Here is a 25310-nt window from a genome sequence, read left to right on the forward strand (position 1 = left end):
GTTCCGGTTTCCGGTGCGTTGGCGTTGGCGTTGGCGTTGGCGTTGGCGTCGGCGATGGGCCGGGCCGGCCGACCCGGTGTCCGGCCGGCCGGCCCGTGCGCGGTGGCCTAGAAGAACCCGCAGGTGGGCGCCCCGGCGGTGGGGGCGGCGGCCGGGTCGGCCCCGGTCGGCGCGTAGACCTCCAGGCGGATGCCGTCCGGGTCGGTGAAGAAGATGCCGCCGGACGTGGCCTGCTCGCCGTGCGGGACGACGCCCTCGTACGCGAACTCGGCGCCGAGCCCGCGCAGCGCCGCCTCGGTGGCCTTGACCTCCTCGATGTCACCCACCTGGAAGGAGAGGTGGTGCAGGCCGGGGCGGGCGGTGCCGAAGGTGCCCTCGCTCTGCTGCCACAGCGTGACGAGCAACTGCTCGCCGCGCCCGAGGAAGGCCCAGCGACGCCCCTCGTCCTTGCCCTCCGCGAGGACCTCGAAGTCGAACACCTCGCGGTAGAAGGCGAGCGAACGGTCCAGGTCCGTGACGTTCAGGCCGACATGCCCGGTCTGCAGGGTCTTCGCCTTGCTCATCGTTGATCACATGCCTTCGTCAGGGGTTGCGGGACATTCCCCGTAACCATTGAAAGGGAGATTAAGGGTTAGAAGAGAAGGCGGTCAACCCCTGATCTTGCTTTGACTGGTTAATGTGGGTGGGTGAGTGCACCGCCGCCCCGTGGAAAGGTCCCGCCCTGTGCCACCCACCCCGGCCCCCGACCCCCGGCCGCTGACGGCCGAACCCCTCGCCATCGACCTGCTCAACACCCGGTGGATCGCCGACACCACACGCCATGACCTGCTGGACTCCCTCGACGGGCTCGCCTCCTGGCTGAACAGCGCGCCGGTCGTCGAGGCCCTCGGCAGCGCCCTCCCGGCCGACCAGGAGACGCTGGACCGGCTGCTCCTGGCCCGGTCCGCGCTCGACTCCGTCGTCGCCGCGCGGCACCCCGCGCCCAAGGCCGCCGAGGCGCTCAACGCCGTCCTGGCGCACGGCAGGCTGCGCCGCACCCTCGGCCCCGACGGGCCCCTGAGCACCACGGAGGTCGACGCTCCGTCCTGGCTCCCGGCCTGGTCGGCGGCCGAAAACTATCTGCGCCTGCTCGCCGACCGCCCCGAGCGGATCCGGCACTGCGCGAACGACGCCTGTCTGCTGCACTTCTACGACGTGTCCAAGAACGGCACCCGCCGCTGGTGCTCCATGGCGGGCTGCGGCAACCGCGCCAAGGCGCAACGGCACTACGCGCGGCACGGCGGCGCATGACAGCGGCGGGGGCGGGGCCCGTCAGCCACGGCCCCGCCCCCGCCCCTCACCCTCACCTCAGCTGAACCCACCCTCAGCTCAGCTCAGTTCACCTCAGCTCAGTTCACCTCAGCTCAGCTCACCTCAGCTCAGTTCAGCTCGCCCGTCAGCGGTACTCGGCCCCCGCCACCCGCTCCCGCAGCTCGGCCCGCCGCACCTTCCCCGACGCCGTGCGCGGCAGCTCGGCGGCGAACTCGACCACCCTGACCCGCTTCTCGGGCGGCAGCAGCGCCGCGGCGCGCTCCAGCACACCCCGTGCCGCCGCCGCGTCCGCACGCTGCCCGGGCGCGCTCACCACATAGGCCTTCGGCACCCACAGCCCGACCGGATCCGGCACCGGAACCACGGCCGCGTCGGCCACCGCGGGATCGCGCAGCAGCGCCTCCTCCAGCTCGCGCGGCGAGATGCGGTGGTCGAAGGACTTGAACATGTCGTCGGCCCGCGCCACATAGGTCAGCCGGCCGTCCGTGCCGCGCACCGCGAGATCGCCGGTGTGGTAGCGGCCACCGGCGAACACCTTCTCCGTACGCCGCGGGTCCCCGACGTATCCGCGCATCACGCCGAGCGGCCGCTCCCGCCTCAACTCCAGGCAGATCTCGCCCACTTCACCGCCCGGCACGACCCGTCCCGTGCCGGGGTCGACCAGCGCCACCTCATAGCCGGGCAGCGGGAAGCCCATGGTCCCGGGGACGGGGGTGCGCCCGGGTGGATTGCCGATCTGGCCGGTCGTCTCGGTCTGCCCGTAGCCGTCGCGCAGGTCTACGCCCCAGGCGCGGCCGACCTGTTCGATCAGCGAGGGCTCCAGCGGCTCGCCCGCCGCCATGGCCTCGCGCAGCGCGGGCGGGCGCGGCCCGAGGCCCTCGGCGGCCAGGGCCCGCCAGACGGTCGGCGGCGCGCAGAAGGTCGACACGTCGCGGGTGCGCAGTACGTCGAGGATCCGGCCCGGACTCGTATCGGCGGCATCGAGGGCGACCACGGTGGCCTCCGCGTTCCACGGCACGAACAGGGAGCTCCAGGCGTGCTTGGCCCAGCCCGGCGCGGAGATGTTGAGGTGTACGTCGCCGGGGAGCAGGCCGTTCCAGTACATGCCGGACAGATGGCCGACGGGATAGCTGACGTGGGTGTGCTCCACCATCTTCGGCTTCGACGTGGTACCCGAGGTGAAGTACCGGAACAGCGGGTCGTCGCCCCGCGTGACGCCCTCCGGCGTGAACGGAACGGCGGCGGCGCCGGCATCCTCGTACGGGATCCAGCCCTCGGCCCCGCCCCCCACGCTGATGCCCAGCCAGCCGCCCGGCAGCCCGGCGAACCGGTCGGTCAGGCCCGCCTCGGCGATCACGCACCGCACCCGGCCGCGGTCGAGCCGGTCGGCGAGTTCGGCGGCCGTGGCGGTGGCGTACGTGGGGATGACGATCGCGCCGAGCTTCATCGCGGCGAGCATCGTCTCCCACACCTCGACGCGGTTGCCCAGCATCAGCAGCAGCGGGTCGCCGCGCCGCAGGCCCAGGGCGCGCAGCCGCACGGCGACCCGCCCCGAGCGCAGGGACAGTTCGCCGAAGCCGAGCAGCCGGTCCGTGCCGGGGCCCGCGGCGCCGACGATGCGCAGCGCGGTGCGGTCCTGCCGTGCCGCGACCGTGTCGAACCAGTCGAGCGCCCAGTTGAACCGCTCCAGGCGCGGCCAGCGGAACTCCGCGGTGGCCTTGGCGAGATCGGTGCGGTGCAGCAGCAGGAGGTCGCGGGCGCGCAGGAACTCCTGGGTGGCGGACGTCTCGCTCATGACCGCCTCCCGTGCGCGGCCACCGCGCCGCTCGTGGACTGGCCCGGGATGAGCACCTGCCCGCCGCGCCGGTCCCCGGCGGGCAGCGGGCGCAACAGGTCGACGGCGATGGCGTCGGCGTCCCGGTAGAACAGCGTGCCGACCCCCGGCCTGCTGCTGCCGACCTGGGTGAACCAGCGGGTGTGTTCGGTGGGGATGCCCAGCGCGTACAGGTCCTGTTGCGGCTCGCCCGCGGCGTCGATCACATGGAAGGGGCTCGCGGTGACGTCCATTCCACCGGTGGTGTACGAGGTGTCGCCCGGTCCCTCGATCACGTACGGCCGTGCCATGCCGTCCGCGACGAGCCCGCGGATCAGCGGGGAGGTGTCCCGCGGCAGGTCCGGGGTGGGGATCCGGGCGTCGACGAGCGCGCGCACGATCCGCGCGGACCCGGCGACCTGCGCCGAGGCGACCCGGTATCCGCCGGACCGCGCGTCGGACGTGAACGCCGTACCGGGGCCCACGACCGTGACGACGCCCTGCCGCACGAGCGCCCGCAGCTGCTCGACGCGGACCATCGGGGGCCCGGCCGACAGCAGGGCGTTGACCGGCAGGAACCGCCGGTCGAAGAAGCCGGTGTGCGACGCGGGCAGCAGCCCGCCGTGGTCGACGGCCTCCCGGACCACGTTGCGGATGTCGCGCAGCACGTCGAGCGCGGACTTGAGCGGCCCGTCCAGGGTGCCGAGCGCGGCCTGCGCGAGGTCCTCCGCCATCACGTCGAGGAGCCGGGCGCGGAACGCCTCGGGGCTGTCGAACTCCTCGTCGGCGAACGGCCGGGCCAGCGCGTTCAGATCGATGGGCGGTACGTGGCCGAGACCGGCCGCGTCGAGCAGCGGACCGCGGTCGTCGCCGCGGCGCACGGCGTCCGCGTGGGACCGCGCGAACTCCTCGGCGGCCGCGGCTCCTTGGGCGGTGCGGACATGGGTGACGTAGTAGACGTGCTCGACCTCGCGCAGCAGCAGCGGCAGTACGTCCTCGGCGAAGTCCAGCTGGCCGGTGCCGCCCCCGGCGGCGCGCGCGGCGCGGGCGGCGGTGAGCGCTTCGCGGGTGAGGAAGAGGGAGCGGTGGCTGTACGTGGGCTCTTTCTGGTTGCGGCCGCGCGCCGGGATCGGAAGGCCGCTGCGGGAGCCGGCCACGATCTCGGGTTCGCGCCCGCTGGGTGCGTAGACCAGCTCGCCGTTCTCGGTGCGGAAGGTGCCGCCGCGCCCCACGGTCAGCGACAGCATCACGTCGTAGAAGGACAGGCCGAGCCCGCGGACGCCGACCGCGCTGCCCGGCGGGATCGTCGCCTCGTCCAGCGGGAGGTCGGCGGCCGAATCCCCGCACAGGTAGTGGGTGTTCGGGGTGCGCGCGGCGAAGTCGAGCATCTCCCGCTCGAAGGCGTCGGGGGCGTTGCGCGGGTGTCCCGTGGCGAGCACGACCCGGTCGGCCTCCAGCAGGTGCGGGGCGGTGTCCAGGCTGAGCAGATACCCGCTGTCGGTGCCGGTGCGCAGCGCGGTGACGCGTCCCGTGACCGGCACGATCCGGACGTGCGGCGGCAGGTGCTCGACGATGGTGCGGTACACGTCCGCGAGGTAGTGGCCGTAGCGGACCCGCGACGCGTAGTCGTCGGGCCCGAGCGGCTCCTCGCCCTGCCGCGCGCGCCGCTCGATCCACTCGCCGAGCGAGGGCCCCGCCCCCGGCCGGGCGGGCCCTTCGTCGGGCCCGCCGGAGTACATGGTGACCTGGCTGATGACGGTGTTCATGGTGAACCACCCGTCCTGGTCGGTGCGCCACACCCGGCCCGCGCCGATCTCCGTGGCGTCGATCAGGTGGATCCGTACGGGCCGCGGGACGGCACCGGCGGGCAGCCGCTCGGCCTCCGCCGCCGTCCGCACGGCGAGCCGTTCCAGAACGGAGAGCCCTCGGGGCCCGCTGCCGATGACGGCGACGACGAGGGGGCGTGCATCGGATGAGTGTCCGGACACAGGAATTCCCTAGCTGTTGAGAAGAAGGGGAGGAAGCGGTGGACCGCGGCGGCCGGCCGGGTCGGGCGACGGACAGTCAGGCGGGCAGTCAGGCGGGCAGCGCCGCCGTGCCCGTCGCGCCTCCGTGCTCCAGGGCGGCCCGGTCGAAGGACTCCTGGGTGTGGGAGAGCATGCCGAGCAGGTCGTCGGCGCGCAGCCGGTCCCGCCCGGGGGCGGGCAGCGCCCGGATCGGCATGGCGCCGGTGCTGTGCCACTGCAGGCTGCCGCGCGCGTCGATGTAGGCGCGCGAGCGCTGGGCGTTGTCGGCGTGCAGGCAGTACGGCACGTCCAGCAGGCCGCGCCGGAACGCCTCGACCAGTGCGCGCCCGATGTCCCGGTGCAGCCCGAGGACCGTCTCGACCAGCGTGCGCGCCTCGGCCAGGATCCCGAACTCGCCGTCCGGCGGGGCGGGTTCGGGCCGCTGCGCCCGCGCCGCGAGCGCGGCCTGTTCGAGCGCGTGGACGTTGTCCTGGACGGTGGGGATGCGGTGCGCCTCCGCGGGCGTCTTCACGATCATGCGCTCGGTGCCGGTGCGGGCCGCGAGGCGGGCGCTGTCGCGCAGCAGGGCGAGCGCGCCGCCCGTGGTGCGCGGGAAGACGCCCATGTACGTGTAGAGCACGACGTGCCAGTCCACGCCCGGCAGCTGCTCCGCCGCGAGGGTGCGCAGCGCGTGCAGGGCCTCGACGTCCTGGTCGTGATGGGTCTGCTGGGCGTAGCTGAGCGAGACGCTGCGCAGTCCGTGCCGGCGGAAGAACACGCCTTCCAGCACCGAGAGCGCGACGAGCAGGCCGGGCGGGCAGAGCTGGCCGAGCATGCAGCCGCCGAAGCTCTCCAGGTGGCTGCCGGGCCGGGCGGCGAGGAGCTCGCAACTGCGCGCCCAGGCGTCGACGGCCTCGGGCAGCGGGGTCCGGCTGTAGGGCAGGCAGTACGAGACCGGTCCGCCCTCGGTGGCGTCGAGGCCCGCGTCCAGCAGGGCCTCGACGATGCCGAGCGGGTTGGCGGAGCCGTGCCGCACCTGGACGGCGAACCCGTCCGACACCAGGCCGTCGAGGAGCGTCCGGGTGGTGTCCGGGCCGTGCGCGACGATGGGGTAGCCGTTGAGGTCGGCGCCCCGGGCGAGCGCCTGCGCGGCGGACGCGTGGTCGCCGACGCGGGTGTAGCTGTCGATGGTCAGGGTGCCGACGGTGCGCGCCCGCGCCGCCTTGACCGCGTGCAGCCCCTCGCGCATCCGCGGCAGGTCGGCGAAGCCCATCCGGGGCTGCACGACGAGCGTTCCGGCTCGTTTCGCGTCCGCCACGGCCGCGGCGAAGGTACCGAGCCGCGGGGCGGGGACGCCGGTGTGCGCGCTCCCGGTCATCGGGCGGCCGCGGCGGTGAGCGCGGGAGCGGCGGGGAGCGCAGGAGCAGCAGGGAGTGCAGGAGCAGCGGGGAGCGCAGGAGCAGCGGGGAGCGCGGGCGGGCCGGCGTGGCTCAGGTAGCTGCGGAACTCGGCCACGCCCGTCGCCTCCTCGAAGACCGCGTCGAAGCCGGCGGCCGTCAACTCCGGCCCGTAGCTGCCCGCTTCGGACCCGCGCACGCCGAGCTTGCCGCCGATGACGACGCGCAGCCCGCGCAGGTCCGGTTCGTCGCGCAGCCGCCGGATCACGCGTGCTCCGTCGAGCGCCCCGTGCCCGTTGACGCTGCTGATGACGACCAGGTCGGGGCGGACCCGTCGGCACTCCTCGACGAGCAGGTCGTCCGGGACACAGGAGCCGACGTTCGTCACGTCGTGTCCCATCTCCTCCAGCAGTAACTGGAGGAACACCAGGTTCCAGGTGTGGGAGTCGGACGAGACGCTGGAAACCAGCACCTTCCCGCCACGGCGGGACGGAACGGAGTACGTACTCACGATGGAATGTCTTTCGCTCGCTCGATCAGTGCGGGACGGAACGCGAAGGCAGGCACGCGAACGTCAGACGGCCGCGGTGACGCCCACGGGCCGGATGTCCTTCTTCGGCGTACGAGGCGCCGCCGGGCGGCTGCGGATGGCCAGGACCGTGCATCCGGTGCGGCTGGACATCTGGTGCTCGGTGCCCGGGCCCTCGACGACCAGGTCGCCCTTGACGTACGAGATGCCGTCGCTGTGGTCGAGGACGCCGTCGAGGACCAGCATCAGCTCGTGGCCGAGGTGCTCGTGGAAGTCGCCGTGGGCGCCGGCCGGGAAGCGCAGCAGCAGCCCGATCGAGTCCTCCCCCTGCGCCTCGTCCGGCGCCCACAGCACGTGGTGCTCCACACCGATCCGGCCCGGCTCCGACCACGGCACCCAGTCCAGGTCGTCGAGGTCGAACCCGCTGCGGAAAACGTTGGGGATATAAGAGATGTCGGCCACTGATTTACCTCTCGCAGACCGGTTGATTTGAACATCACCAGGCTATGCAGAACACCGAGAGTTGGTTGCCCGCAAAAATTGATGGCCGATATCGGAAGCCCCGATAGGGGGCGAACAAAAAAACCGGGGAAGACGGAACGGGAAATTCCCCGTTCGCCTTCCCCGGCGTCGTAAGGGGTGTATCGAAATACGGATCAGGCGGCCTGCGGCACCAGCTGCCGGCTCTGCCGGGTGGCGACCGCGGAGACCGCCGAGACCGCGGACAGGGAGCGCTCGGGCCCGAGCCACAGCAGCCGCGCCCCGAGCCGCACCCGCGGCAGCCCCGGGATCACCGCCATGCCGTCCGCTCCCGTGGCGGAGCGCACCGACTCGGCCGGCAGCATGGCGATGCCGTAGCCGACCCGCACCAGCTCTCTGGCACCGCCCACCGAACCGGCCTCGACGACCTGCGGGTCGAGTCCGTGCAGCTCCCGCAGGGCGGAGACCAGCACGTGGTGGGAGTCGCAGTCGGGGTCGACCGCCAGCACGGGCAGCCCGGCGAGCGCCAGGGACGGGTCGGCGGCGCGCGCGAGGGAGGCCGGGCCGACGGGCACGACCTCGAGCCCCGGCAGTTCGTCGACGACGATCCCGGCCTGGTTCGCCGGCGCGCAGTCGCCGTGCACCAGCACGAGGTCGGCGCCGCCGTCCCGGACCGTGTCGGCGGCCCGCGCGATGTCCAGCGCCCGGGGCGAGACATGGACCTTCGGGTACCGGCGGCGGCACTCGCGCACCAGCTCGCCGACCCGGGTCTCCAGGAGCAGGGCGGAGGCCCCCACCGACACCCGCCCCTCGATCTCGCCCGCCGGATTCAGCGCGCTCTCCATTTCATCGACCACGCGCGTTATACGGTTCGCGTATTCATAGAATATTTCCCCGGCCGCGGTGAGCCGCACACCGTGCGGCAATCTCTGCACCAGTCGGATACCGACCCGGGATTCCAGCAGTCGCACATGGGACGTCACACTCGACTGGGCATATCCGAGCGACCGGGCGGCTTTGGTGAGACTCCCGAGCCGAGCCACTTCACGAAACGTTCTCAATTGATAGAGCGCAAGATCTAACGTCACGTTCCCCCCATGAAGAGATCCCCCCAGGCCCGCCGTACCAACAGTTGGTAAACCTAACGGTCAAGGCGGCCACAATACGTTAGCGTCAGGATATTGACATGAGACACACACCTGCGGCAAGCCCGCCCTGCCCCGAGGACCCCGTGATGCCCACCGACGACGCCGCCCCCGTGGACCTCCCACCGCTCAACGGCGAGCCCCTGGCCTTGGAGTTCCTCAACACCGTCTTCCCCTTACGGGGCGCCCTGCGGGACGGCCTGAACACCCCGGGGAAGCTGGCGTGGTGGCTGCGCTCCTGTCGCCCGAAGTTCACCACCCCGCTGCAGGACGCCGTGCTCGACCGGATCGACCCGGCCGACGTGCGATGTTTCGTCACCCTGCGCGATACCGCCCGCCGCCTGGTCGAGGCCTATGTGAACCGGCAGCGGCCCGATCCCGTGGACGTGGCCCAGCTCAACAGGGTGGCAAGCGCCGGACAGCAGTGGCCCTGTCTGGTCTGGGAGGCGGGCGGCCCGCCCACGGCCCACGAGCTGCGCACGGCGCCGCCGGTCACCGCCGCGCAGATCGAGATCGCCCACGCGGTAATCGCCCTGCTCGGCGGCAACACTGCCATCGATCCCCGCAGATGCACCGCTCCGGGCTGCGTCTTCTTCTTCGACCACGCGCGCTTCCGGCGCTCCTGGTGCTCCACCGGCTGCGGCAACCGCGCCCGCGCCGCCCGCCACTACGCCCGCCACCACCCGGGCCGCGACACCGCCCCGTGCTCTAACGACCCCCGGCCAGCGCCCCGTTAGAGCACGGGGCGGTGTCGCGGAATCCCGAAAACGCCTGGTGAGCCCCGGCGTCATCGGGTTCGCTGATCGCTGGCATCTGAGAAGAGGCCGGTGAGCGCGCCGAATACCGACCTACGTTCCTTGTCGAGAACGCACGGACCGCCCGGGTACCCCCCAGGCGCCGGGCCCGCCTGTACCCGCAGGCTCTACAGACAGGGAAGACGCTCATGCCCCGCACCACTCGCACCGCATCCTCTCGCCGCGCCATCACCCGCAGAGCCCTCGTGGCGGGCCTTGCCCTGACCTCGGTCGCCGCGCTGGCCCCGGCCGGCGTGGCCGCGACGAGCGACACCGCCGACACGGCCGCCATCTCCACCGCGACCGGCTCCAACGACCACGTCCTGTACTGGAACAACGCGATTCTGGACGTGTTCCGCAAGACCGGCGGCACCCCCGGCCCGCTGACGCGCGGCGGCGCCATGATGGACCTGGCGATCTACGACGCGGTGAACTCCATCCGCACGATAGGCAAGCCGTATCTGACCAAGGACGCCTCCGCCGAGGGCGCCTACGGCTCGCTCAACACGGCGATCGACTACGCCGCCTACACCTCGCTGCGCGGCGCCTTCCCGAACTATCCGGTCGCCGACCTCGACAGCAAGCTGCGGACGGCGCTGGCCATGCCCGACCGCTCCACCGCGGCGAGCCGGGACCGCGGCCGGGCGCTGGGCACCAAGACCGCGCAGGCGCTCATCGACAACCGCGTGAACGACGGCTCCGCGGACACCACCCCGTACGTGGTGACCGACGCCCCCGGCCACTGGCGGCCCGCCGCCGGCACCGCCGCGGGCGCCCCCAACTGGGGCAAGGTCAAGCCCTTCGCCCTGACCTCCGGTTCGCAGTTCCGCCCGGGGACACCGAACGGCTTCGCCTCCGCGGCCGACATGCTCAAGAGCACCGAGTACGCGAAGCAGGTCAACGAGATCAAGCGGATCGGCGGCAAGAACTCCACCGAACGCACCGCCGACCAGACCGAGTTGGCGCACTACTGGGCCAATGACGTCGACGGCACCTACAAGCCGGTCGGCCAGCAGTACGACCACGCGCTGACCGTCTTCCGGAAGTACCGCCCCACCAGCGACTCCTTCCAGAGCGCCCGGCTGTTCGGGCTGACGTCCGCGACGCTCGCCGACGCCGCCATCGCCATCTGGGACTCCAAGTACGGCACCGACTGGGACCTGTGGCGCCCGGTGGACGCGATCACCCGGGCCGGCGAGGCGCCCAACGCGGACATCGTCGCCGACCCGGCCTGGGAGCCGCTGGAGTCGGGCGTCGACGGCAAGAGCTTCACCCCGAACTTCCCGACGTACGTCTCCGGCCACTCCGGCATCGCCGGGGCCTGGGCCGGAATCCTGCGGGACTACTTCGGCCGTGACGACCTGTCCTTCACCGGCGGCACGGACGACCCGTACGCCAAGGGCGTCACCCGCTCCTTCCCGACGCTGAGCGCCGCCGCCCAGGAGAAGGCCGACAGCCGCAAGTACATCGGCGTGCACTTCGAGTGGGACAACGCCGCGGCCCTGGACCTCGGTTACCGGGTCGCCGACCAGGTGTACGCCAACATCCTCTAGCTCTGGCCGACCTCGGCCGGCACGTCGCCGCCCGCCGCGCGGCGGCTGTGCCGGGCCACCCGCACCCGGTTCCCGCACCCCGCGGTGCACCACTCGCGATGGGCCTGGCCCTTGAGGAAGTACAGCACGCAGCCGGGCGCCGGGCAGGCGCGCACCCGCTCGGCGTCCGGCCCGGCCAGCAGCGTCACCGCCCGCACCGCCACCTCTCCGAGCGCGGCCCAGCGCGGGTCGCCCTCCATCCGGCGGACCCGCGCCGCGAATCCGGCGCCGGGCGCCAACTCCTGCCACTGGACGGCGAACCGGGCGGCCGCGTTCACCACCGACACGTCCCCGGCGTCCGGCTCCCGCCCCGCGACCCGGGCCTCGGTCAGCGCCCGCACGGCCTCGCGCAGCCTGCGGAACTCCGTGAGGTGGGCGCCGTCCGCCGCCCCGGTCAGCTCCAGGCCGACACCCAGCCGCTCCCGGTGCGAGGCCAGCCAGTCGTCGAGATCGGCCGGCGTCGTCAGGGCGTCCATCAGACGCCCGCGGACCCCGCCCTTGATGTACGTCGTGTTGATCAGGTCCAGCGGCAGCGGCTCGCCGCTCAGCGGCAGCAGGGACACGGCCGACGGCTGCCCCTGCTGATGTGTCCTGTCGTCCATGTCTCCATCCTGCCGTGCTAAAACCACTCGCGAAACTAATGCTTTCCTCTATGCTCTACCCATTAGCTCGGCTCTGCCCACCAGCTCGGCTCTATCCATGAGCCCGACCTCCTCATGAAGGACTCCCCGTGGCCGACACCCCCGTGGCGGACCTCCCCGCCTCCCGCCGCTCCACCGTTCTCACCAGCCGGGCCCCGGCCCGCGCCGCCGCCCCCTTCATCGGGATCGCCACCCTGGGCGGCGTGGTCGCCCTGACGCTGCTGGTCGCCCTCGGCAGCGCCCTGGACCAGACGGTGCTCATCCCGCCGCTGGCGGCCAGCGCCGCCCTCGTCTTCGCCGCGCCCGCACTGCCCCTGGCGCAGCCGCGCAGCGTGATCGGCGGTCAGCTCATCTCGGCCGTGGTGGGCTTCCTCGTCCTGCCCTTAGGCGGCAGTTCGTTCTGGAGCGCGGCCGTGGCCGGCGGCCTCGCCATCGGCGCGATGGCCCTGGCCCGCACCCCGCACTCCCCCGCGGCAGCCACGTCCGTCATCGTGGTGCTGAGCGAGCCGGACACCGTGCTGTTCCTGTCGCTGCTCCTGCTGGGCACCGTGGTCCTGGTGGCCGTCGGCATCGCCGCCGGACGCACCGGCAAGACCGCCCGCTACCCCACCTACTGGTGGTAGACACTGGCGGTAGCCACTGGCGGTAGAGATCAAAAAAAGATCCCGTCCGATCGAATCGATCGGACGGGATCTTTACTGTGTGGAGCTAAGGAGAATCGAACTCCTGACCTCTTGCATGCCATGCAAGCGCTCTACCAACTGAGCTATAGCCCCTCGTTTTCATCCGCTCCCCCGGGGGTTTCCCCGGCGGCCCGAACAAGAAGAACTTTAGCCTGCGACCTGCCGGAAAGTGAAATCCGGCCCCCGAGCCCCTCGGGGGCCGGTCTCAGTCGTCGTCGCCGAGGACCGGTTCCGGCAGTGTGCCCGCGTTGTGTTCGAGCAGGCGCCAGCCGCGGGCGCCCTCGCCGAGGACGGACCAGCAGCAGTTCGACAGGCCGCCGAGCCCCTCCCAGTGGTGGGCCTCCAGGCCGAGCAGCCGGCCGATGGTGGTGCGGATCGTGCCGCCGTGGCTGACCACGACGAGCACTCCTTCGTCGGGCAGCTTGTCCGCGTGCCGCAGCACGACGGGCGCGGCCCGGTCGGCGACCTCGGTCTCCAGTTCGCCGCCACCGCGGCGCACCGGCTCGCCGCGCTTCCACGCCGCGTACTGCTCGCCGAAGCGGGCGATGATCTCCTCGTGCGTGAGGCCCTGCCACTCACCCGCGTACGTCTCGCGCAGGCTCTCGTCGTACGAGGCGTCGAGGCCGGTCAGCGCGGTCAGTTCGGCGGCCGTGGCAGCGGCCCGCTTGAGGTCGGACGCGACGATCGCGTCCGGCCGCAGCGAGGCGAGCAGCCGGGCGGCGCGGCGGGCCTGGGCGACGCCGGTCTCGGTGAGCTCGATGTCCGTGGTGCCCTGGAAGCGGCGCTCCAGGTTCCAGGAGGTCTGGCCGTGCCGCCACAGGATGACGCGGCGCCCCCGGGAGGTGCTGGTCACAGCACCTCACCCTCGGCGGCGGCCTCCCGCTCCTTGGCGTGCTCCTCGCCCTTGCCGCGCGTGGCCTTGGCGTCCTCCGGCAGGTCGAGCTCGGGGCAGTCCTTCCACAGCCGCTCAAGGGCGTAGAAGACGCGCTCCTCGCTGTGCTGGACGTGGACGACGATGTCGACGTAGTCGAGCAGGATCCAGCGGGCGTCGCGGTCGCCCTCGCGGCGCACCGGCTTGGCGCCGAGCTGCTTGTTCAGCTTCTCCTCGATCTCGTCGACGATCGACTTGACCTGGCGGTCGTTGGGCGCCGACGCGAGCAGGAAGGCGTCCGTGATGGACAGCACGTCGCTGACGTCGTAGGCGATGATGTCGTGCGCGAGCTTGTCGGCGGCCGCCTGCGCGGCGACGTTGATGAGCTCGTGGGAACGGTCGGTGGCGGTCACTACTTGGCTTTCCGTCGGTGGTCTGAGGCCCCCGAGAGTTCCCTCAGGGGGTACCTCAAGGGTCTCACGGCCCACCGACACGCCTCACGGTCACCGACCGCTGTAGTTCTGGCCGAGCACCACGGACACGTCCGCGTTCCTCGCCGCCTGCCCCTTCGTCACGGCCGACGCCGGCAGACCCAGGGTCTTGGCGACCTCGACGGCGTCCTTCTTGTGCGCCGCGTCGGCGTACGTGACCCGAGAGGCCGCGACGGCCGTTCCGGTTCCACCGGACACGAAGGTGTAGCCGCCGTTGACCAGGGCCACGCGGGCCTTCTCGGTGCGGGCCTTGTCGCCGGTGGCGTTCTTGATGCCGACGCGCAGCGAGCCGCCCTCGGCCGGGGACTTCACGGCGCCGCCGAGCACGTTCTCGACCACGGAGTTCGCGGTGGACTCGGAGATGGCGCCGCCGCGCTGCACCGGCAGCACCTCGCTCTTGTAGTCGCCCTCCTTGGCCCGGTCGGCCAGCTTGGCGAGGAAGGCGCCGAGGTCCTTCTCGGTCAGCGACGGGTCGAGGATCTGGGCGAGCGTCTGCACGGTGGTCGTCGCGGCCTGCGGGTCGGACGACAGCTTGCGCAGCACGCCCTGCATGACCTGGCCGAACCGTTCCAGCTGCGCCGTCTGCGGCTCGCCCTTGGCGCGGTACGTCGCGTACGCCACGGCCGCCTGGCCGCTGAGCGTCTGGTCCGCGCCCTTGTGGACGAGCACGGTGCCCTTCTTGGCGGGGTCGGGCACGGTCGTGTTCGTGGTGACGTCGATGTTGCCGACGAGCTCGACGAGGTTGTTCAGGTACGGGGTGTCGAGCCGCCAGGTGCCCTGGATGTCGGTGCCGAGCAGGGTGTCGAGGGAGTCGCTCGTCCCGGATGAGCCGTCGTCGTCGACGGACTTGGCGAGCGTGGTGCTGGTGCCGTCCTCGTCGGACAAGGCAAGGGAGTTGGGCAGCAGGACGGTGGTGGCCCGCTTCGTGGTGGTGTTGTTCACGAGCAGCGCCGTGGAGGTGCCGCCGCCCTTGGTGTTGTGCAGGTGGACGACGATGACGTCACGGTTCTGCGGCCCCGTAGCGGCGGCCGCGCCCGTCGCCCCGGACTCCTTCGACAGGAACGGCAGCTTGTCCTGGTACCAGAGGTAGCCGGCGCCGCCGACGAGGCACAGGGCGAGTACGACGACGAGGGCGATGCCCCGGTTGCGGCTGCGGCGCCGCGCCTCCTCGCGCCGCTCGGTGCGCGACTCGGTGAACTTCAGCCAGTCGATGACGTCTTCGGAGTCCTCGTCCGGCTCCTCGACGAACTGGAACTGCTCGGTGCGGTAGTCCCGCTCGGGCGGCGGCCCCTGCGGCCGCGAGGGCGGCCCGGGCGGCGCGGCCTGCTGCGGGATGTACCCGGTGGTCTGCCGCGTCTGCTGTGCCTGCGGCGGGGCCTGCTGCGGTGCGCCGCCACCGTAGGGGTCGTACGAAGGTGCTTGCTGCTGAGGCTGCGGCTGCGGCTGCCCGCCCGCGTACGGGTCGTATCCGTATCCGTACGGTGAGTTCTGCTCGTACGACGGCGCCTGCTGGACCGGCCGGTAGACCGGCTGGCCGAACTCGTCATAGCCGACCAGCTCGTAATTCTGCTGGTCGTAACCGTCGTATCGGTCGTTCACCGATGCCCCTCTCGGCGGTGCAGGGTTCAGTCGCCTCGGTACAGCTGGCGCTTGTCGATATAGCGCACCACACCGTCCGGCACCATGTACCAGATGGGGTCGCCCTTGGCGACCCTGTCACGGCAGTCCGTGGACGAGATGGCGAGGGCGGGAACCTCGACGAACGAGACGCCGCCCTCCGGCAGGCCCGGGTCGGCGAGCGTGTGGCCCGGCCGCGTGACCCCGATGAAGTGTGCCAGCGAGAACAGCTCTTCGGTATAACGCCAGGTGAGGATCTGGCCGAGAGCGTCGGCACCCGTGATGAAGAACAGGTCCGTGTCCGGATTCAGCTCGCGCAGATCGCGCAGGGTGTCCGTCGTGTACGTCGGGCCGCCGCGGTCGATGTCGATGCGGCTCACCGAGAACTGCGGGTTCTCGGCGGTCGCGATGACCGTCATCAAATAGCGGTCCTCGGCCGGGGAGACGTTCTTGGCACTCTTCTGCCAGGGCTGCCCGGTGGGCACGAACACCACCTCGTCGAGGTCGAACTGCGCGGCGACCTCGCTGGCCGCCACCAGGTGTCCGTGGTGGATCGGGTCGAACGTTCCGCCCATGACGCCGATGCGTCGCTTGGCCGGTGAGGCCCACTCGCGATCCGGGCCGCCGGCCGGGCTGTTGACCGGGCCGGTAGGCATGTCCTGCGCTCCCATGCGTGCAGAGCCTACTGGCCCGTTCTCAGTGGTCCCGTCCGGGCTCAGCGGTCCCGGTTGAAACGAGTGGTGACCCACAGCAGCAGCAGCAGGATGATGAAGGCCGACCCACCGACGACGAGGGGGTTGAGGCTTTCGTGGTTTCCACCGTGCTCGCCCTCGGCGGCGAGGGTGGTGAGCTGGGCGGCGGTGCTGTGGAGGCTCATCGTCAGCAGGACCTATCCGGTGTGGGATCGGGATAAAGACTTCTGACCCATCGTAAGCGGTGGGGTCAGTCGTCGCGCTTGTAGCCCCTCAGCAGAAACCAGGCGAGGAAAATCGCACCCAGTACGCCCACGATCAGCACGCCGCGCAGCAGATTGCCCGGACCCTGGTCCGAGGCCGCGCTGATGACGTGATCGATGTGCTCCATGACGGTTCGCTCCTTCGGTGTGCTGCCCCGTCACGGTATATCCGCCTAGTGTGGACTCCACCTTGGGGGCACGACCGTCGAGTCCACGGAACATGGGGGAAGTCGCATGCCCGACGAACCGAACGAGCAGCACGAGAACGTACCCAGCAGGCAGCGCCGGCGCTTCCCGGGCATCTCGTCGCGCGCGTACGAGCACCCGGCGGACCGCTCCGCGCTGGTCGCGCTGCGCAAGCTGAGCGGGTTCGACACGGTCTTCAAGGCCCTGAGCGGCCTGCTGCCGGAGCGCAGCCTGCGCCTGCTGTTCCTGTCGGACTCGGTGCGGGTCTCGGACGAGCAGTTCGCGCATCTCAACACGATGCTGCGGGACGCCTGTTACATCCTGGACCTGGAGAAGGTCCCCCCGATGTACGTCAATCAGGACCCGCAGCCGAACGCGATGTGCATCGGCCTCGACGAGCCGATCATCGTCGTCACGACGGGGCTCGTGGAGCTCCTCGACGAGGAGGAGATGCGGGCGGTCGTCGGGCACGAGGTGGGGCACGCGCTGTCCGGCCACTCGGTGTACCGGACGATCCTGCTCTTCCTGACCAGCCTGGCGCTGCGCGTGGCGTGGATCCCGCTCGGCAACCTCGCGATCATGGCGATCGTGACGGCGCTGCGCGAGTGGTTCCGCAAGTCCGAACTCTCCGCGGACCGGGCGGGGTTGCTGGTCGGCCAGGACCTCCAGGCGTCCATGCGCGGCCTGATGAAGATCGCGGGCGGCAACCATCTGCACCAGATGAACGTGGACGCGTTCCTCAAGCAGGCCGAGGAGTACGAGGCCGGGGGCGATCTGCGGGACTCCGTGCTGAAGATCCTGAACGTGCTGCCGCGCTCGCACCCGTTCACCACGGTGCGCGCCGCCGAGCTGAAGAAGTGGGCGGCGAGCCGCGACTACCAGCGTCTGATGGACGGTCACTACCCGCGCCGCAGCGAGGACAAGGACACCTCGGTGACGGACTCGTGGCGCGAGTCGGCCTCGCACTACACGGAGACCGTGAAGACCTCGAAGGACCCGCTGATGAAGCTGGTCAGCGACATCGCGGGCGGCGCGGGCGACCTGGGCGGCCGGGTGCGGCGCGGCTTCGGGAACTTCGGCGGCGGCAGTGGCGGCGGGACCGGGACCGGCGGCAACGGCGGTGGCAACAACGGGAACCACGGCACGGACGACGACAGCGACGGCGACAGCGACCAGCGCTGACCCGGCGGTTACACGTTCGGCTGGGCGTCCGGTGCGAGCGCGCCGCACAGCGCCGTCGCACTGTCCGTCGCGTACGGGTCGGTGCCGGCCGGTCCGCCCTCCTTCGGGTTCTGGCCCGCGAGCAGCGGGTGCAGATAGCCGGCCGCGTCGGCAGAGCAGGCGAGCGGGCCCGCCTGGACGTACGACACCAGCAGTTCGGTCTGGTGGTTGCGCAGGTCCTGGCGGTCGAAGCGGAAGTGCAGCACGCGGCGGACGGTGAACAGGGACGTCTTCTCCTTCTCACCGTCGGCCGCCTTGCCCGCCTTGTCGCTCTTATCGGCCTTGTCGGCGGGACGCAGCGCGTAGACGAAGGTGTGGTCCGAGCTCACTTCGAGGGTGTTCGCGTCGGTCTCGGAGACCCGCAGGCTGCCGCGGACCCGGATGTGCGGATCGGCGAGCGCGGCCTGCGCCGGGTCGAAGCGGACGAGCCAGCCGGTGGCGGCGTGCCGCCCGTCGGTGGCCGGCCTGCGGATGCTCTGGTCGAACTGCGGGAGCTGCTGCGGGTCGATGAGCATGCGCACCGGGCGCACGGCGCCGTGCGTGAGCACGTCGGGGTCGAGCGAGGAGTCGACGAGGTAGTCCTTGGCGGTGGTCAGCGCGGTGACGACCTGGCTGTCGGAGAAGTGCGCGGTGCGCTTCGGGTCGGTGGGCAGGTCGATGGCGCGGGCGGCGCTCTTGAAGTGGGCGGCGGGGCTGTGCTCGTACAGCTCGCGCACGGACTTGGCGCCGGGGACCGTGCCCTGCGGGGCGAGCGGGATGACGGTCATGCGCAGCGGTTCGGTGTTCCGGGCGACCGGGGTCGTCCGATAGGGGCTGCGTACGCCCATGTAGACGGCGGTGCCGAAGGCGACCACGATCAGGACGACGAGGATCACGGCCTGCCGGGTGAGGCCGCGCCGCAGCACGGGCAGCCGGCGCACGGCGGGCGTGTGGTCGGTGATGCGCTCCTGGGCCGAGAACTCCTGGAGCCGGGCAGCCCTGACGAACGATTCGTCGAACACGACGGATCGGTACTCTTCCTCACTGCCACCACCGCCGGGACCGCTTTCCGGTGTCCCCTCCGGTGGGTCTCCTGGCCCGTTCATACCTTCAGGGTAGGTCTACGCGACGCCAGGTAAACGCCCTGGTACACGTCAACTTCCAAGACCCCCGCCAGAGCGCCCCGAGCGCCCCCTCAGGGGGTCTTCGGAACCGCCGAGACGGCCGGCTGGGAGTAGTCCGCGGAGGCGGAGGGCGAGCCCGGAACGTTCTCCGCGCCCTTCTCCATTTCCGTCGTCGCGGGCGGCGGCACCTCGTCCTGGCTGCCCGAGGACGCGCCGCGGTAGACGGCCGTGAAGGCGAGGGCGACCATGCCGATGCCCATCAGCAGGGCGAGCGCCCAGGCGACGGGCCTGCGCCAGCGGACGCCGCCCATGGGTCCCGCCGAGCGGCGCTCGCGGTCGAGCTCCTCCTCGTACAGCTCGTCGGACTCGTCGGCGTAGCAGCCGAACTCGCCCTCTTCGCCGCGGCCGAAACCGTCCGGGTCGTCGTAGAACTCGTCGTCGGGGCCCGGCCTTATCCGGGCTCTGCGGGCCTCGGCCTCCTGGGCCTCGGCGCGCGCCTGCGCCGCGGCGAGCAGCCGCTCGACCGCGGTGGGCTCATGGACTTCCGCCGCCTTCACGAAGTCCTCGTCGAAGACCACGGAGGCGAACTCTTCGTCCCAGCCCCCGCGGTCGTGGTCGTCGTCGGGCTCCCAGCCGTCCGGGAACGGCGAGCCCCCCACGTCCTCCGGCACCCGTCCAGGGTAGACCGAAGGGGTCAATTTGGGCAGACGGTAAGGGAATTCAACGGGTGTGACCGTCGCCGGTCACGATGTACTTCGTGCTCGTGAGCTCCGGCAGGCCCATGGGGCCACGGGCGTGCAGCTTCTGCGTGGAGATGCCGATCTCGGCGCCGAAGCCGAACTGGCCGCCGTCGGTGAACCGCGTCGAGGCGTTGACGGCGACGGTCGTGGAGTCGACGAGCTGCGTGAAGCGGCGGGCGGCCTGCTGCGAGGTGGTGACGATGGCCTCGGTGTGCCCGGAGGACCACAGCCGGATGTGCTCGATGGCCCGGTCCATGTCGTCGACGACCGCGGCGGCGATGTCGTACGAGAGGTACTCGGTCTCCCAGTCCTCGGGGGTCGCCTCGACGACGGTGGCCTTGGAGCGGTCCGCGTACTCCGCGATCCGGGGGTCCGCGTGCACGGTGACGCCCGCCTCGGCGAGCGCGTCGAGGGCGCGCGGCACGAAGGCGTCGGCGATGTCCTTGTGGACGAGGAGGGTCTCGGCGGCGTTGCACACGGAGACGCGGTGCGCCTTGGAGTTGACGAGGATCTCGACCGCCGTGTCGAGGTCGGCGGCGGCGTCCACGTAGACGTGGCAGTTGCCGGTGCCGGTCTCGATGACGGGGACGGTGGAGTTCTCGACGACGTTCTTGATGAGCGAGGCACCGCCGCGCGGGATGAGTACGTCGACGAGGCCGCGGGCGCGCATCAGCTCGGTCACCGAGTCGCGGCTCTCGCCGGGGACGAGCTGGATCGCGTCGGCGGGAAGCCCGGCCCCGCCGACGGCGTCGCGCAGCACGCGCACCAGCGCGGTGTTCGACTCGTACGCCGATGAACTGCCGCGCAGCAGGACCGCGTTGCCGGACTTGAGGCAGAGGGCGGCGGCGTCGACGGTGACGTTCGGCCGGGCCTCGTAGATGATGCCGACGACGCCGAGCGGGACGCGGACCTGGCGCAGGTCGATGCCGTTGGGGAGGGTGTTGCCGCGGACGACGGTGCCGACCGGGTCCGGGAGGCCGATGACGTCGCGCACGTCGGAGGCGATGGCGCGGATGCGCTCCGCGGTGAGCGTGAGGCGGTCGACGATGGCCTCGGATGTGCCGGCCTCGCGGGCGCGCGCGATGTCCTTGGCGTTGGCCTCGATGATTTCCGCCGTACGCACTTCCAGGGCGTCGGCCATCGCGCCGAGGGCGTCGTCCTTCTCCGCGCGCGGCAGGGCGGCGAGGTCGCCCGCGGCAGACCTCGCGCGGTACGCGGTCTGGGTGACCGGGGTCATGGAGTCGTAGGGGTTCAGCGGCAGCGACGTCATGCTCCGCAGGGTAACGGGGGCGTGGGAACGGTCCGCGTTGTGTTTCGGGGGGTGAGACATGGCTGAAATTGGCCTGGGCCACAGTGGCGGGTGTTTCCGCCTCGGAACGGTCAGTTGTGCTTGCGCGCGCAGTTCCCCGCGCCCCTGGGTCAGAAGGGGTGGACGCCTACTGGAGTGGCCGGCAGGGGGCCGTAGCCCTCGGCGATGCGGTGGTGGTAGGTCTGGCGGTCGATGACCTCCAGGCCGACGATTTCCCAGGGCGGGAGTTGGGAGGTGCGGCGGTGCTCGCCCCAGAGGCGGAGGGCGACGGCTGCCGCGTCGTGCAGGTCGCGGGCCTCTTCCCAGTAGCGGATCTCGGCGTGGTCGCCCGCGTACCGGCTGGTCAGCAGGAAGGGGTGGTCGTGGGCGAGCTGTTCGAGGCCGCGGCGCACCTCCGCGAGGGGGGCCTCGGCGCCGGAGACGCTGAGCGTGACGTGCCACAGGCGGGGGCCTTCCTCGGCGCTCCCGTCCGTGGGCTCCCGTCCGCTCTCCTCCTCGTACGCCTCCCCCGCGGCCACGCTCGTCAGCGCCCGCTCCGCCGACCCTCGGGGTCCTTTGGACGCGGCCCCCGGGCGCGCTCGTCTCACGACGGCCTCCTTTGCGCTGTGGTCGGCAGTGGTCGTGCGGACCTTCCGTGATGGAACTCCCTGCCTCAAGAGTTGAGCAGGACACGGAGCTTCGTGGGGCGGTTTTGGGGAAGGTCCCCCGCGGGTGGCAGGCTTTCGGCCTTTCCCACAGGCGGTTTCGAAGGCGCGGAGCCCGATTCAAGCCTGGAGGAGGACCAGGTCGTCCCTGTGTACGACTTCGCGTTCGTAGGCCGGGCCGAGATCGCGGGCGAGCTCCCGGGTGGAGCGGCCGATCAGCTGCGGGATCTCCTTGGCGTCGAAGTTGACGAGGCCGCGCGCGACGGCCGTGCCGCTCTCGTCGCGCAGCTCGACGGGGTCGCCCGCGGTGAACTCGCCCTCCACGGCCGCGATTCCGGCGGGCAGCAGCGACTTGCGGCCGTCGACCACGGCTCGTACGGCGCCGTCGTCGAGAGTGATCGCGCCCTGCGGCGTCGAGGCGTGCTGCAACCAAAGGAGGCGGTCGGCGCTGCGGCGGCCGGTGCGGTGGAAGTAGGTGCCGGTGTCGCGGGCGGCGAGGGCGTCGGAGGCGTGGCTGGCGCTCGTGAGCACCACCGGGATGCCGGCGGCCGCGGCGATCGAGGCGGCCTCGACCTTGGTGACCATGCCGCCGGTGCCGACGCCCGCCTTCCCGGCGGAGCCGATCTTGACGTGCGCTATGTCGGCGGGGGTGCGCACCTCGGCGATGCGGGAGCTGCCGGGTTTCGCAGGATCACCGTCGTAGAGGCCGTCGACGTCCGAGAGCAGCACCAGCAGGTCGGCGTGGACGAGGTGGGCGACGAGGGCCGCGAGCCGGTCGTTGTCCCCGAACCGGATCTCGTCCGTGGCCACGGTGTCGTTCTCGTTGACGATCGGGAAGGAGCCCATCGCCAGGAGCTGGTCGAGGGTGCGCGAGGCGTTGCGGTGGTGGGCGCGGCGGGCCATGTCGTCGCTGGTCAGGAGGACCTGGCCGACGCGGACCCCGTAGCGCGCGAAGGAAGCGGTGTAGCGGGCGACGAGGAGTCCCTGCCCCACGCTGGCCGCGGCCTGCTGGCGGGCGAGGTCCTTGGGGCGGCGGGTCAGACCGAGCGGGGCGAGGCCCGCGGCGATGGCGCCGGAGGAGACGAGGACGATCTCCCTCTCTCCCCCTCCGCGGTGCTTCGCGAGTACGTCGACGAGCGCGTCGACGCGGTCCGCGTCCAGTCCCCCCGCAGCCGTCGTGAGTGACGACGATCCCACCTTGACGACGATCCTGCGGGCCTGAGCCACGCCCTGCCGTGACGTCCCCGACGATTCCCCAGTTGTTGCCCCTGACATGCCTCGCAATGTACGTGACCTGCCCCTACGACCGCTCTCGGGTTTCGATGCGCGGACAGGGCCGTGGACGCCGGGTAATCAAGAGAGGGAGTAGGTCCCTGCTCATTCACGCCGTTTGCCCCTGTTTCCGCTGCTTGCGGCCCCGGAGGATTGCTAGGGGACCACCGAAAGTCATACGGTCAGTGGTCAGCATTTCCGCGAGGTGGACCTCCCCCACGGTCCCCCCACCCTCCGAGACCCCCTGCCAGGAGCCCAGCCCGTGCCCTCCGCCGGACGCGCCTCGCGCCGCCTCGTGCAGCTTTCCGCGCTGTTCACGATGTTCGCGCTCTATGTGGCCCAGCTCGTCAGCGCGCTCGTTCCGTATGTGCCCGTCTTCGTCGCCGCGAGCGCGGCCGGACTCGCCCTCGACACCTACCTGCAGTACAAGCAGCCGGGGCTGCTCTCGCTGCTCGGCAAGATCCGCTTCGACGTCACGGTGCGGCAACTGCTGCGCGACATGTTGATCTTCGTAGGACTGCTCCGCATCAGCGGCATCAACCCCCTCGACGAGCAGGCCCCGCTGCTGGTCATGGTGCTCGCGATGTACCTGCTGCACTTCGCCTGCCAGGCGGCCGCGGTCCTCGTACGCCGCTCTCGTACGCTGCCGATCGTCACGCGCAACATCGACGCGTCCGCGCTGAACCTGTGCAAGTCGCCGCCGCGCCTGCTGGCCCGGCGCGCCGCCCACCGGCTGCTGACCTTCGCGATCCCCTCCACGCTCGGCCTGGTGATCACGGCCGCGACGACCAACGCCGTCTGGGGCGTCATCGGCATCGGCGTCTCCATCGCCCTCTTCCTCGTCGGCACGCTCCACCTCGGTAGCTGGCTGCTGCCGAAGAAGCGTCCGGTGAACGACGCCAAGGTCATCGAGTGGCTCGACAAGTGGCTGGCCGAGTACCAGCCGACCGTCGGCATGTACTTCTCCGGCGGCACCACCTCCGCGTACCAGGCGAACATGTGGCTCTCCACGCTCGCCGCGGTCGACGGCAAGCCGCTGATCGTGCTGCGCGAGCGCTTCATGGTGAACAAGATCGACGCCACCGACGTGCCGATCATCTGCTTCCCGAAGGTCGCCACGATGTTCTCCCTGGAGAACTCGACGCTGAAGATGCTGCTTCACCCGGCGAACGCCGCGAAGACCTCGCAGGTCCTGCGCATCCCCACGATCAAGCACGCGTTCACCAACCACGGCGAGTCCGACAAGCTGAGCTCCTGCAACCCGTACGCGAAGGCGTACGACGAGGTGTGGGTGGCAGGTCCCGCGGCGCGCGACCGCTACCAGCTCGCGGACGTCGGCGTCGAGGACAAGGACGTCGTCGAGGTGGGCCGCCCCCAGCTCGCGCCGATCCAGCTCGCGGACGGCCCGGCCACCGGCGAGTACACGACGGTCCTGTACGCCCCCACCTGGGAGGGCTGGGACGGCAACCCCGGCAATACGTCGGTCATCCTGGCCGGCGAGAACATCGTCCGGCACCTGCTCGACGACCCCAAGGTGCGCCTCATCTACAAGCCGCACCCGATGACCGGTTCGCAGGTGCCCGCCGCGGGCGAGGCCAACAAGCGGATCATGGCGATGATCCAGGAGGCCAACGCCCGCCGCTCCGGCGCGCGTCCAGGCCCCGAGGCCGCCGTCGAGCTGGAGCGCCGCTTCGAGGCGCTGAACGAGCTGACGTCCACCAAGTTCCCCAAGGGCACCGACGAGCAGGAGCGGATGCTGCTCCAGGGCGCGCCCGACGGGAACCGGGCGGCCGCGGTGGCCGAGGCGACGGCGGCGTGGGAGGAGGCGTACTGGGCGTCCTTCCCCGAGTGGGAGCACCTGATCATCACGCAGGCCCGGCCCGCGATCTTCACCTGCTTCAACGCGGCGGACGTGCTCATCTCCGACGTCTCCTCCGTCGTCTCCGACTGGCTGAGCAGCGAGAAGCCGTACGCGGTGGCGAACACGTCGGGTCTTACGGAGGACGAGTTCCGCACCGGCTTCCCGACGACGCGGGCGGCGACGGTCCTCTCGCCCGAGGCCACCGAGGTTCCCGAGCTGCTCGCGGTCGTCCGCGGCGAGACGGCGGACACGCAGGCCGAGGCCCGCGTCGCCCTGAAGGAACACCTCCTCGGCCCCTCGGACCCGCCCTCCATCGACCGCTTCAACGCGGCCGTGCGCGCGCTGTGCGCCAAGGCCGACGAGCGGCGCGCGCGGATGGCGGCGCGCGGCGAGGACGAGATCCCGCCGACCCGCGAGGACTCCGTCGAGGAGCAGGCCGCGGAGGCGGCGGAGGCGGAGGCCGCGTCGGAGTCGGAGTCGGAGGACACGGTGACGGCGTAACACCTCTGCGGTGTGCGTGCGGCGAAGGGGCCCGGGAGACGTTGTCCTCCCGGGCCCCTTTCGCGTGCTGTAGCGGTCGACCGCTCCTACGCCACGGGGCTCCGCCCCGGACCCCGCGCCTCAAACGCCGGCGAGGCTTGATTTGGCC

25 protein-coding genes, 1 tRNA gene and 1 pseudogene are annotated in these 25310 nt (G+C 71.4%); 6 read left to right on the plus strand and 21 right to left on the minus strand.

Features of this window, described 5'->3' with window-relative positions; genetic code table 11:
- Positions 1 to 107: 107 nt before the first annotated feature.
- Positions 108 to 563, minus strand: a complete 456-nt coding sequence (locus tag RBJ65_RS15295) for a VOC family protein (protein WP_306323847.1) — start codon at positions 561 to 563, stop codon at positions 108 to 110.
- Between the two features lie 160 nt (positions 564 to 723).
- Between RBJ65_RS15295 and RBJ65_RS15300 the strand changes: the two genes are divergently transcribed.
- On the plus strand, positions 724 to 1290 hold the full coding sequence (locus tag RBJ65_RS15300; RefSeq protein WP_306323848.1) for a CGNR zinc finger domain-containing protein: 567 nt from the start codon (positions 724 to 726) through the stop codon (positions 1288 to 1290).
- 145 nt (positions 1291 to 1435) lie between these two features.
- On the opposite strand, the gene RBJ65_RS15305 is transcribed toward RBJ65_RS15300, so the two are convergent.
- The 7 genes and pseudogenes from RBJ65_RS15305 to RBJ65_RS15335 form a co-directional block, all read right to left on the minus strand.
- Complete coding sequence (locus RBJ65_RS15305) at positions 1436 to 3106, minus strand: AMP-binding protein (protein WP_306323849.1); 1671 nt, start codon at positions 3104 to 3106, stop codon at positions 1436 to 1438.
- A complete protein-coding gene (locus tag RBJ65_RS15310; RefSeq protein ID WP_306323850.1) occupies positions 3103 to 5112 on the minus strand; it encodes an FAD/NAD(P)-binding protein in 2010 nt (669 codons plus the stop codon). The genes RBJ65_RS15305 and RBJ65_RS15310 overlap by 4 nt, the downstream gene beginning before the upstream one ends.
- Before the next feature lie 88 nt (positions 5113 to 5200).
- Positions 5201 to 6508: a methylaspartate mutase gene (locus RBJ65_RS15315; RefSeq protein WP_306323851.1), complete on the minus strand. Its 1308-nt coding sequence runs from the start codon at positions 6506 to 6508 to the stop codon at positions 5201 to 5203.
- Positions 6505 to 7038 carry a cobalamin B12-binding domain-containing protein gene (locus RBJ65_RS15320; RefSeq protein WP_306323852.1) on the minus strand — a complete coding sequence of 178 codons (534 nt, stop codon included), beginning with the start codon at positions 7036 to 7038 and terminating at the stop codon, positions 6505 to 6507. The genes RBJ65_RS15315 and RBJ65_RS15320 overlap by 4 nt, the downstream gene beginning before the upstream one ends.
- A 63-nt stretch (positions 7039 to 7101) precedes the next feature.
- Complete coding sequence (locus RBJ65_RS15325) at positions 7102 to 7518, minus strand: cupin domain-containing protein (protein WP_306323853.1); 417 nt, start codon at positions 7516 to 7518, stop codon at positions 7102 to 7104.
- 194 nt (positions 7519 to 7712) lie between these two features.
- Positions 7713 to 8381: a substrate-binding domain-containing protein gene (locus RBJ65_RS15330; protein ID WP_306332150.1), complete on the minus strand. Its 669-nt coding sequence runs from the start codon at positions 8379 to 8381 to the stop codon at positions 7713 to 7715.
- Positions 8382 to 8438: 57 nt separating this feature from the next.
- A pseudogene (locus RBJ65_RS15335) lies at positions 8439 to 8624 on the minus strand (LysR family transcriptional regulator); the annotation flags it as partial.
- A gap of 98 nt (positions 8625 to 8722) precedes the next feature.
- On the opposite strand from RBJ65_RS15335, the gene RBJ65_RS15340 reads away from it, so the two are divergent.
- Both RBJ65_RS15340 and RBJ65_RS15345 read left to right on the plus strand, forming a co-directional pair.
- The gene (locus tag RBJ65_RS15340; protein ID WP_306323854.1) at positions 8723 to 9418 is read left to right on the plus strand and encodes an ABATE domain-containing protein; all 696 of its coding nucleotides are present in this window, start codon (positions 8723 to 8725) and stop codon (positions 9416 to 9418) included.
- Positions 9419 to 9624: 206 nt separating this feature from the next.
- Positions 9625 to 11028, plus strand: a complete 1404-nt coding sequence (locus RBJ65_RS15345) for a vanadium-dependent haloperoxidase (protein WP_306323855.1) — start codon at positions 9625 to 9627, stop codon at positions 11026 to 11028.
- Here the strand turns inward: RBJ65_RS15345 and RBJ65_RS15350 are convergent.
- Positions 11025 to 11669, minus strand: a complete 645-nt coding sequence (locus RBJ65_RS15350; protein WP_306323856.1) for an ABATE domain-containing protein — start codon at positions 11667 to 11669, stop codon at positions 11025 to 11027. The genes RBJ65_RS15345 and RBJ65_RS15350 overlap by 4 nt on opposite strands.
- 128 nt (positions 11670 to 11797) lie before the next feature.
- Here RBJ65_RS15350 and RBJ65_RS15355 point away from each other — a divergent pair, with 128 nt between their 5' ends.
- Positions 11798 to 12331, plus strand: coding sequence for an HPP family protein (locus RBJ65_RS15355; RefSeq protein ID WP_306323857.1), 534 nt, complete (start codon positions 11798 to 11800; stop codon positions 12329 to 12331).
- Between the two features lie 80 nt (positions 12332 to 12411).
- On the opposite strand, the gene RBJ65_RS15360 is transcribed toward RBJ65_RS15355, so the two are convergent.
- The 7 genes from RBJ65_RS15360 to RBJ65_RS15390 form a co-directional block, all read right to left on the minus strand.
- Positions 12412 to 12484 (minus strand) — tRNA-Ala (locus RBJ65_RS15360).
- A gap of 112 nt (positions 12485 to 12596) precedes the next feature.
- Positions 12597 to 13244 (minus strand): histidine phosphatase family protein, encoded by a 648-nt coding sequence (locus RBJ65_RS15365; RefSeq protein WP_306323858.1) that lies wholly within the window; start codon positions 13242 to 13244, stop codon positions 12597 to 12599.
- Positions 13241 to 13675 (minus strand): ribosome silencing factor, encoded by a 435-nt coding sequence (rsfS, locus tag RBJ65_RS15370; RefSeq protein ID WP_306323859.1) that lies wholly within the window; start codon positions 13673 to 13675, stop codon positions 13241 to 13243. The genes RBJ65_RS15365 and rsfS overlap by 4 nt, the downstream gene beginning before the upstream one ends.
- A gap of 90 nt (positions 13676 to 13765) precedes the next feature.
- The gene (locus RBJ65_RS15375; protein WP_306323860.1) at positions 13766 to 15352 is read right to left on the minus strand and encodes an LCP family protein; all 1587 of its coding nucleotides are present in this window, start codon (positions 15350 to 15352) and stop codon (positions 13766 to 13768) included.
- 26 nt (positions 15353 to 15378) lie between these two features.
- Positions 15379 to 16041, minus strand: a complete 663-nt coding sequence (gene nadD, locus RBJ65_RS15380) for a nicotinate-nucleotide adenylyltransferase (RefSeq protein ID WP_306323861.1) — start codon at positions 16039 to 16041, stop codon at positions 15379 to 15381.
- 44 nt (positions 16042 to 16085) lie between these two features.
- Positions 16086 to 16247 carry a hypothetical protein gene (locus RBJ65_RS15385; RefSeq protein WP_306323862.1) on the minus strand — a complete coding sequence of 54 codons (162 nt, stop codon included), beginning with the start codon at positions 16245 to 16247 and terminating at the stop codon, positions 16086 to 16088.
- 65 nt (positions 16248 to 16312) lie between these two features.
- Positions 16313 to 16453 (minus strand): hypothetical protein, encoded by a 141-nt coding sequence (locus tag RBJ65_RS15390; RefSeq protein WP_306323863.1) that lies wholly within the window; start codon positions 16451 to 16453, stop codon positions 16313 to 16315.
- 106 nt (positions 16454 to 16559) lie between these two features.
- Here RBJ65_RS15390 and RBJ65_RS15395 point away from each other — a divergent pair, with 106 nt between their 5' ends.
- A complete protein-coding gene (locus RBJ65_RS15395; protein ID WP_306323864.1) occupies positions 16560 to 17693 on the plus strand; it encodes a M48 family metallopeptidase in 1134 nt (377 codons plus the stop codon).
- Positions 17694 to 17701: 8 nt separating this feature from the next.
- Here RBJ65_RS15395 and RBJ65_RS15400 read toward each other — a convergent pair whose 3' ends face one another.
- From RBJ65_RS15400 to proB, 5 genes are all read right to left on the minus strand, one after another.
- Positions 17702 to 18817, minus strand: coding sequence for a hypothetical protein (locus RBJ65_RS15400; protein ID WP_306323865.1), 1116 nt, complete (start codon positions 18815 to 18817; stop codon positions 17702 to 17704).
- An 89-nt stretch (positions 18818 to 18906) separates the two neighbouring features.
- Entirely contained in the window at positions 18907 to 19533 is a 627-nt protein-coding gene (locus RBJ65_RS15405; RefSeq protein ID WP_306323866.1) for a hypothetical protein, read from the minus strand.
- A gap of 22 nt (positions 19534 to 19555) precedes the next feature.
- On the minus strand, positions 19556 to 20845 hold the full coding sequence (locus RBJ65_RS15410; RefSeq protein ID WP_306323867.1) for a glutamate-5-semialdehyde dehydrogenase: 1290 nt from the start codon (positions 20843 to 20845) through the stop codon (positions 19556 to 19558).
- Between the two features lie 149 nt (positions 20846 to 20994).
- Positions 20995 to 21471 (minus strand): hypothetical protein, encoded by a 477-nt coding sequence (locus RBJ65_RS15415; protein WP_306323868.1) that lies wholly within the window; start codon positions 21469 to 21471, stop codon positions 20995 to 20997.
- Positions 21472 to 21648: 177 nt separating this feature from the next.
- Complete coding sequence (proB, locus tag RBJ65_RS15420) at positions 21649 to 22803, minus strand: glutamate 5-kinase (RefSeq protein ID WP_306323869.1); 1155 nt, start codon at positions 22801 to 22803, stop codon at positions 21649 to 21651.
- A 259-nt stretch (positions 22804 to 23062) separates the two neighbouring features.
- Between proB and RBJ65_RS15425 the strand changes: the two genes are divergently transcribed.
- On the plus strand, positions 23063 to 25162 hold the full coding sequence (locus tag RBJ65_RS15425) for a hypothetical protein (protein ID WP_306323870.1): 2100 nt from the start codon (positions 23063 to 23065) through the stop codon (positions 25160 to 25162).
- The last annotated feature ends 148 nt before the right edge of the window (positions 25163 to 25310 follow it).

This window comes from Streptomyces sp. KL109B (genome assembly GCF_030766935.1).
Classification (GTDB): Bacteria; Actinomycetota; Actinomycetes; order Streptomycetales; family Streptomycetaceae; genus Streptomyces.

Coding starts and splice junctions, on each gene's coding strand:
- RBJ65_RS15295 (WP_306323847.1), bottom strand. CDS start 563: ATGAGCAAGGCGAAGACCCTGCAGACCGGGCATGTCGGCCTGAACGTC.
- RBJ65_RS15305 (WP_306323849.1), bottom strand. CDS start 3,106: ATGAGCGAGACGTCCGCCACCCAGGAGTTCCTGCGCGCCCGCGACCTC.
- RBJ65_RS15315 (WP_306323851.1), bottom strand. CDS start 6,508: ATGACCGGGAGCGCGCACACCGGCGTCCCCGCCCCGCGGCTCGGTACC.
- RBJ65_RS15330 (WP_306332150.1), bottom strand. CDS start 8,381: ATGGAGAGCGCGCTGAATCCGGCGGGCGAGATCGAGGGGCGGGTGTCG.
- RBJ65_RS15340 (WP_306323854.1), top strand. CDS start 8,723: ATGAGACACACACCTGCGGCAAGCCCGCCCTGCCCCGAGGACCCCGTG.
- RBJ65_RS15345 (WP_306323855.1), top strand. CDS start 9,625: ATGCCCCGCACCACTCGCACCGCATCCTCTCGCCGCGCCATCACCCGC.
- RBJ65_RS15350 (WP_306323856.1), bottom strand. CDS start 11,669: ATGGACGACAGGACACATCAGCAGGGGCAGCCGTCGGCCGTGTCCCTG.
- nadD (WP_306323861.1), bottom strand. CDS start 16,041: ATGGGAGCGCAGGACATGCCTACCGGCCCGGTCAACAGCCCGGCCGGC.
- RBJ65_RS15385 (WP_306323862.1), bottom strand. CDS start 16,247: ATGAGCCTCCACAGCACCGCCGCCCAGCTCACCACCCTCGCCGCCGAG.
- RBJ65_RS15390 (WP_306323863.1), bottom strand. CDS start 16,453: ATGGAGCACATCGATCACGTCATCAGCGCGGCCTCGGACCAGGGTCCG.
- RBJ65_RS15395 (WP_306323864.1), top strand. CDS start 16,560: ATGCCCGACGAACCGAACGAGCAGCACGAGAACGTACCCAGCAGGCAG.
- RBJ65_RS15400 (WP_306323865.1), bottom strand. CDS start 18,817: ATGAACGGGCCAGGAGACCCACCGGAGGGGACACCGGAAAGCGGTCCC.
- RBJ65_RS15410 (WP_306323867.1), bottom strand. CDS start 20,845: ATGACGTCGCTGCCGCTGAACCCCTACGACTCCATGACCCCGGTCACC.
- proB (WP_306323869.1), bottom strand. CDS start 22,803: ATGTCAGGGGCAACAACTGGGGAATCGTCGGGGACGTCACGGCAGGGC.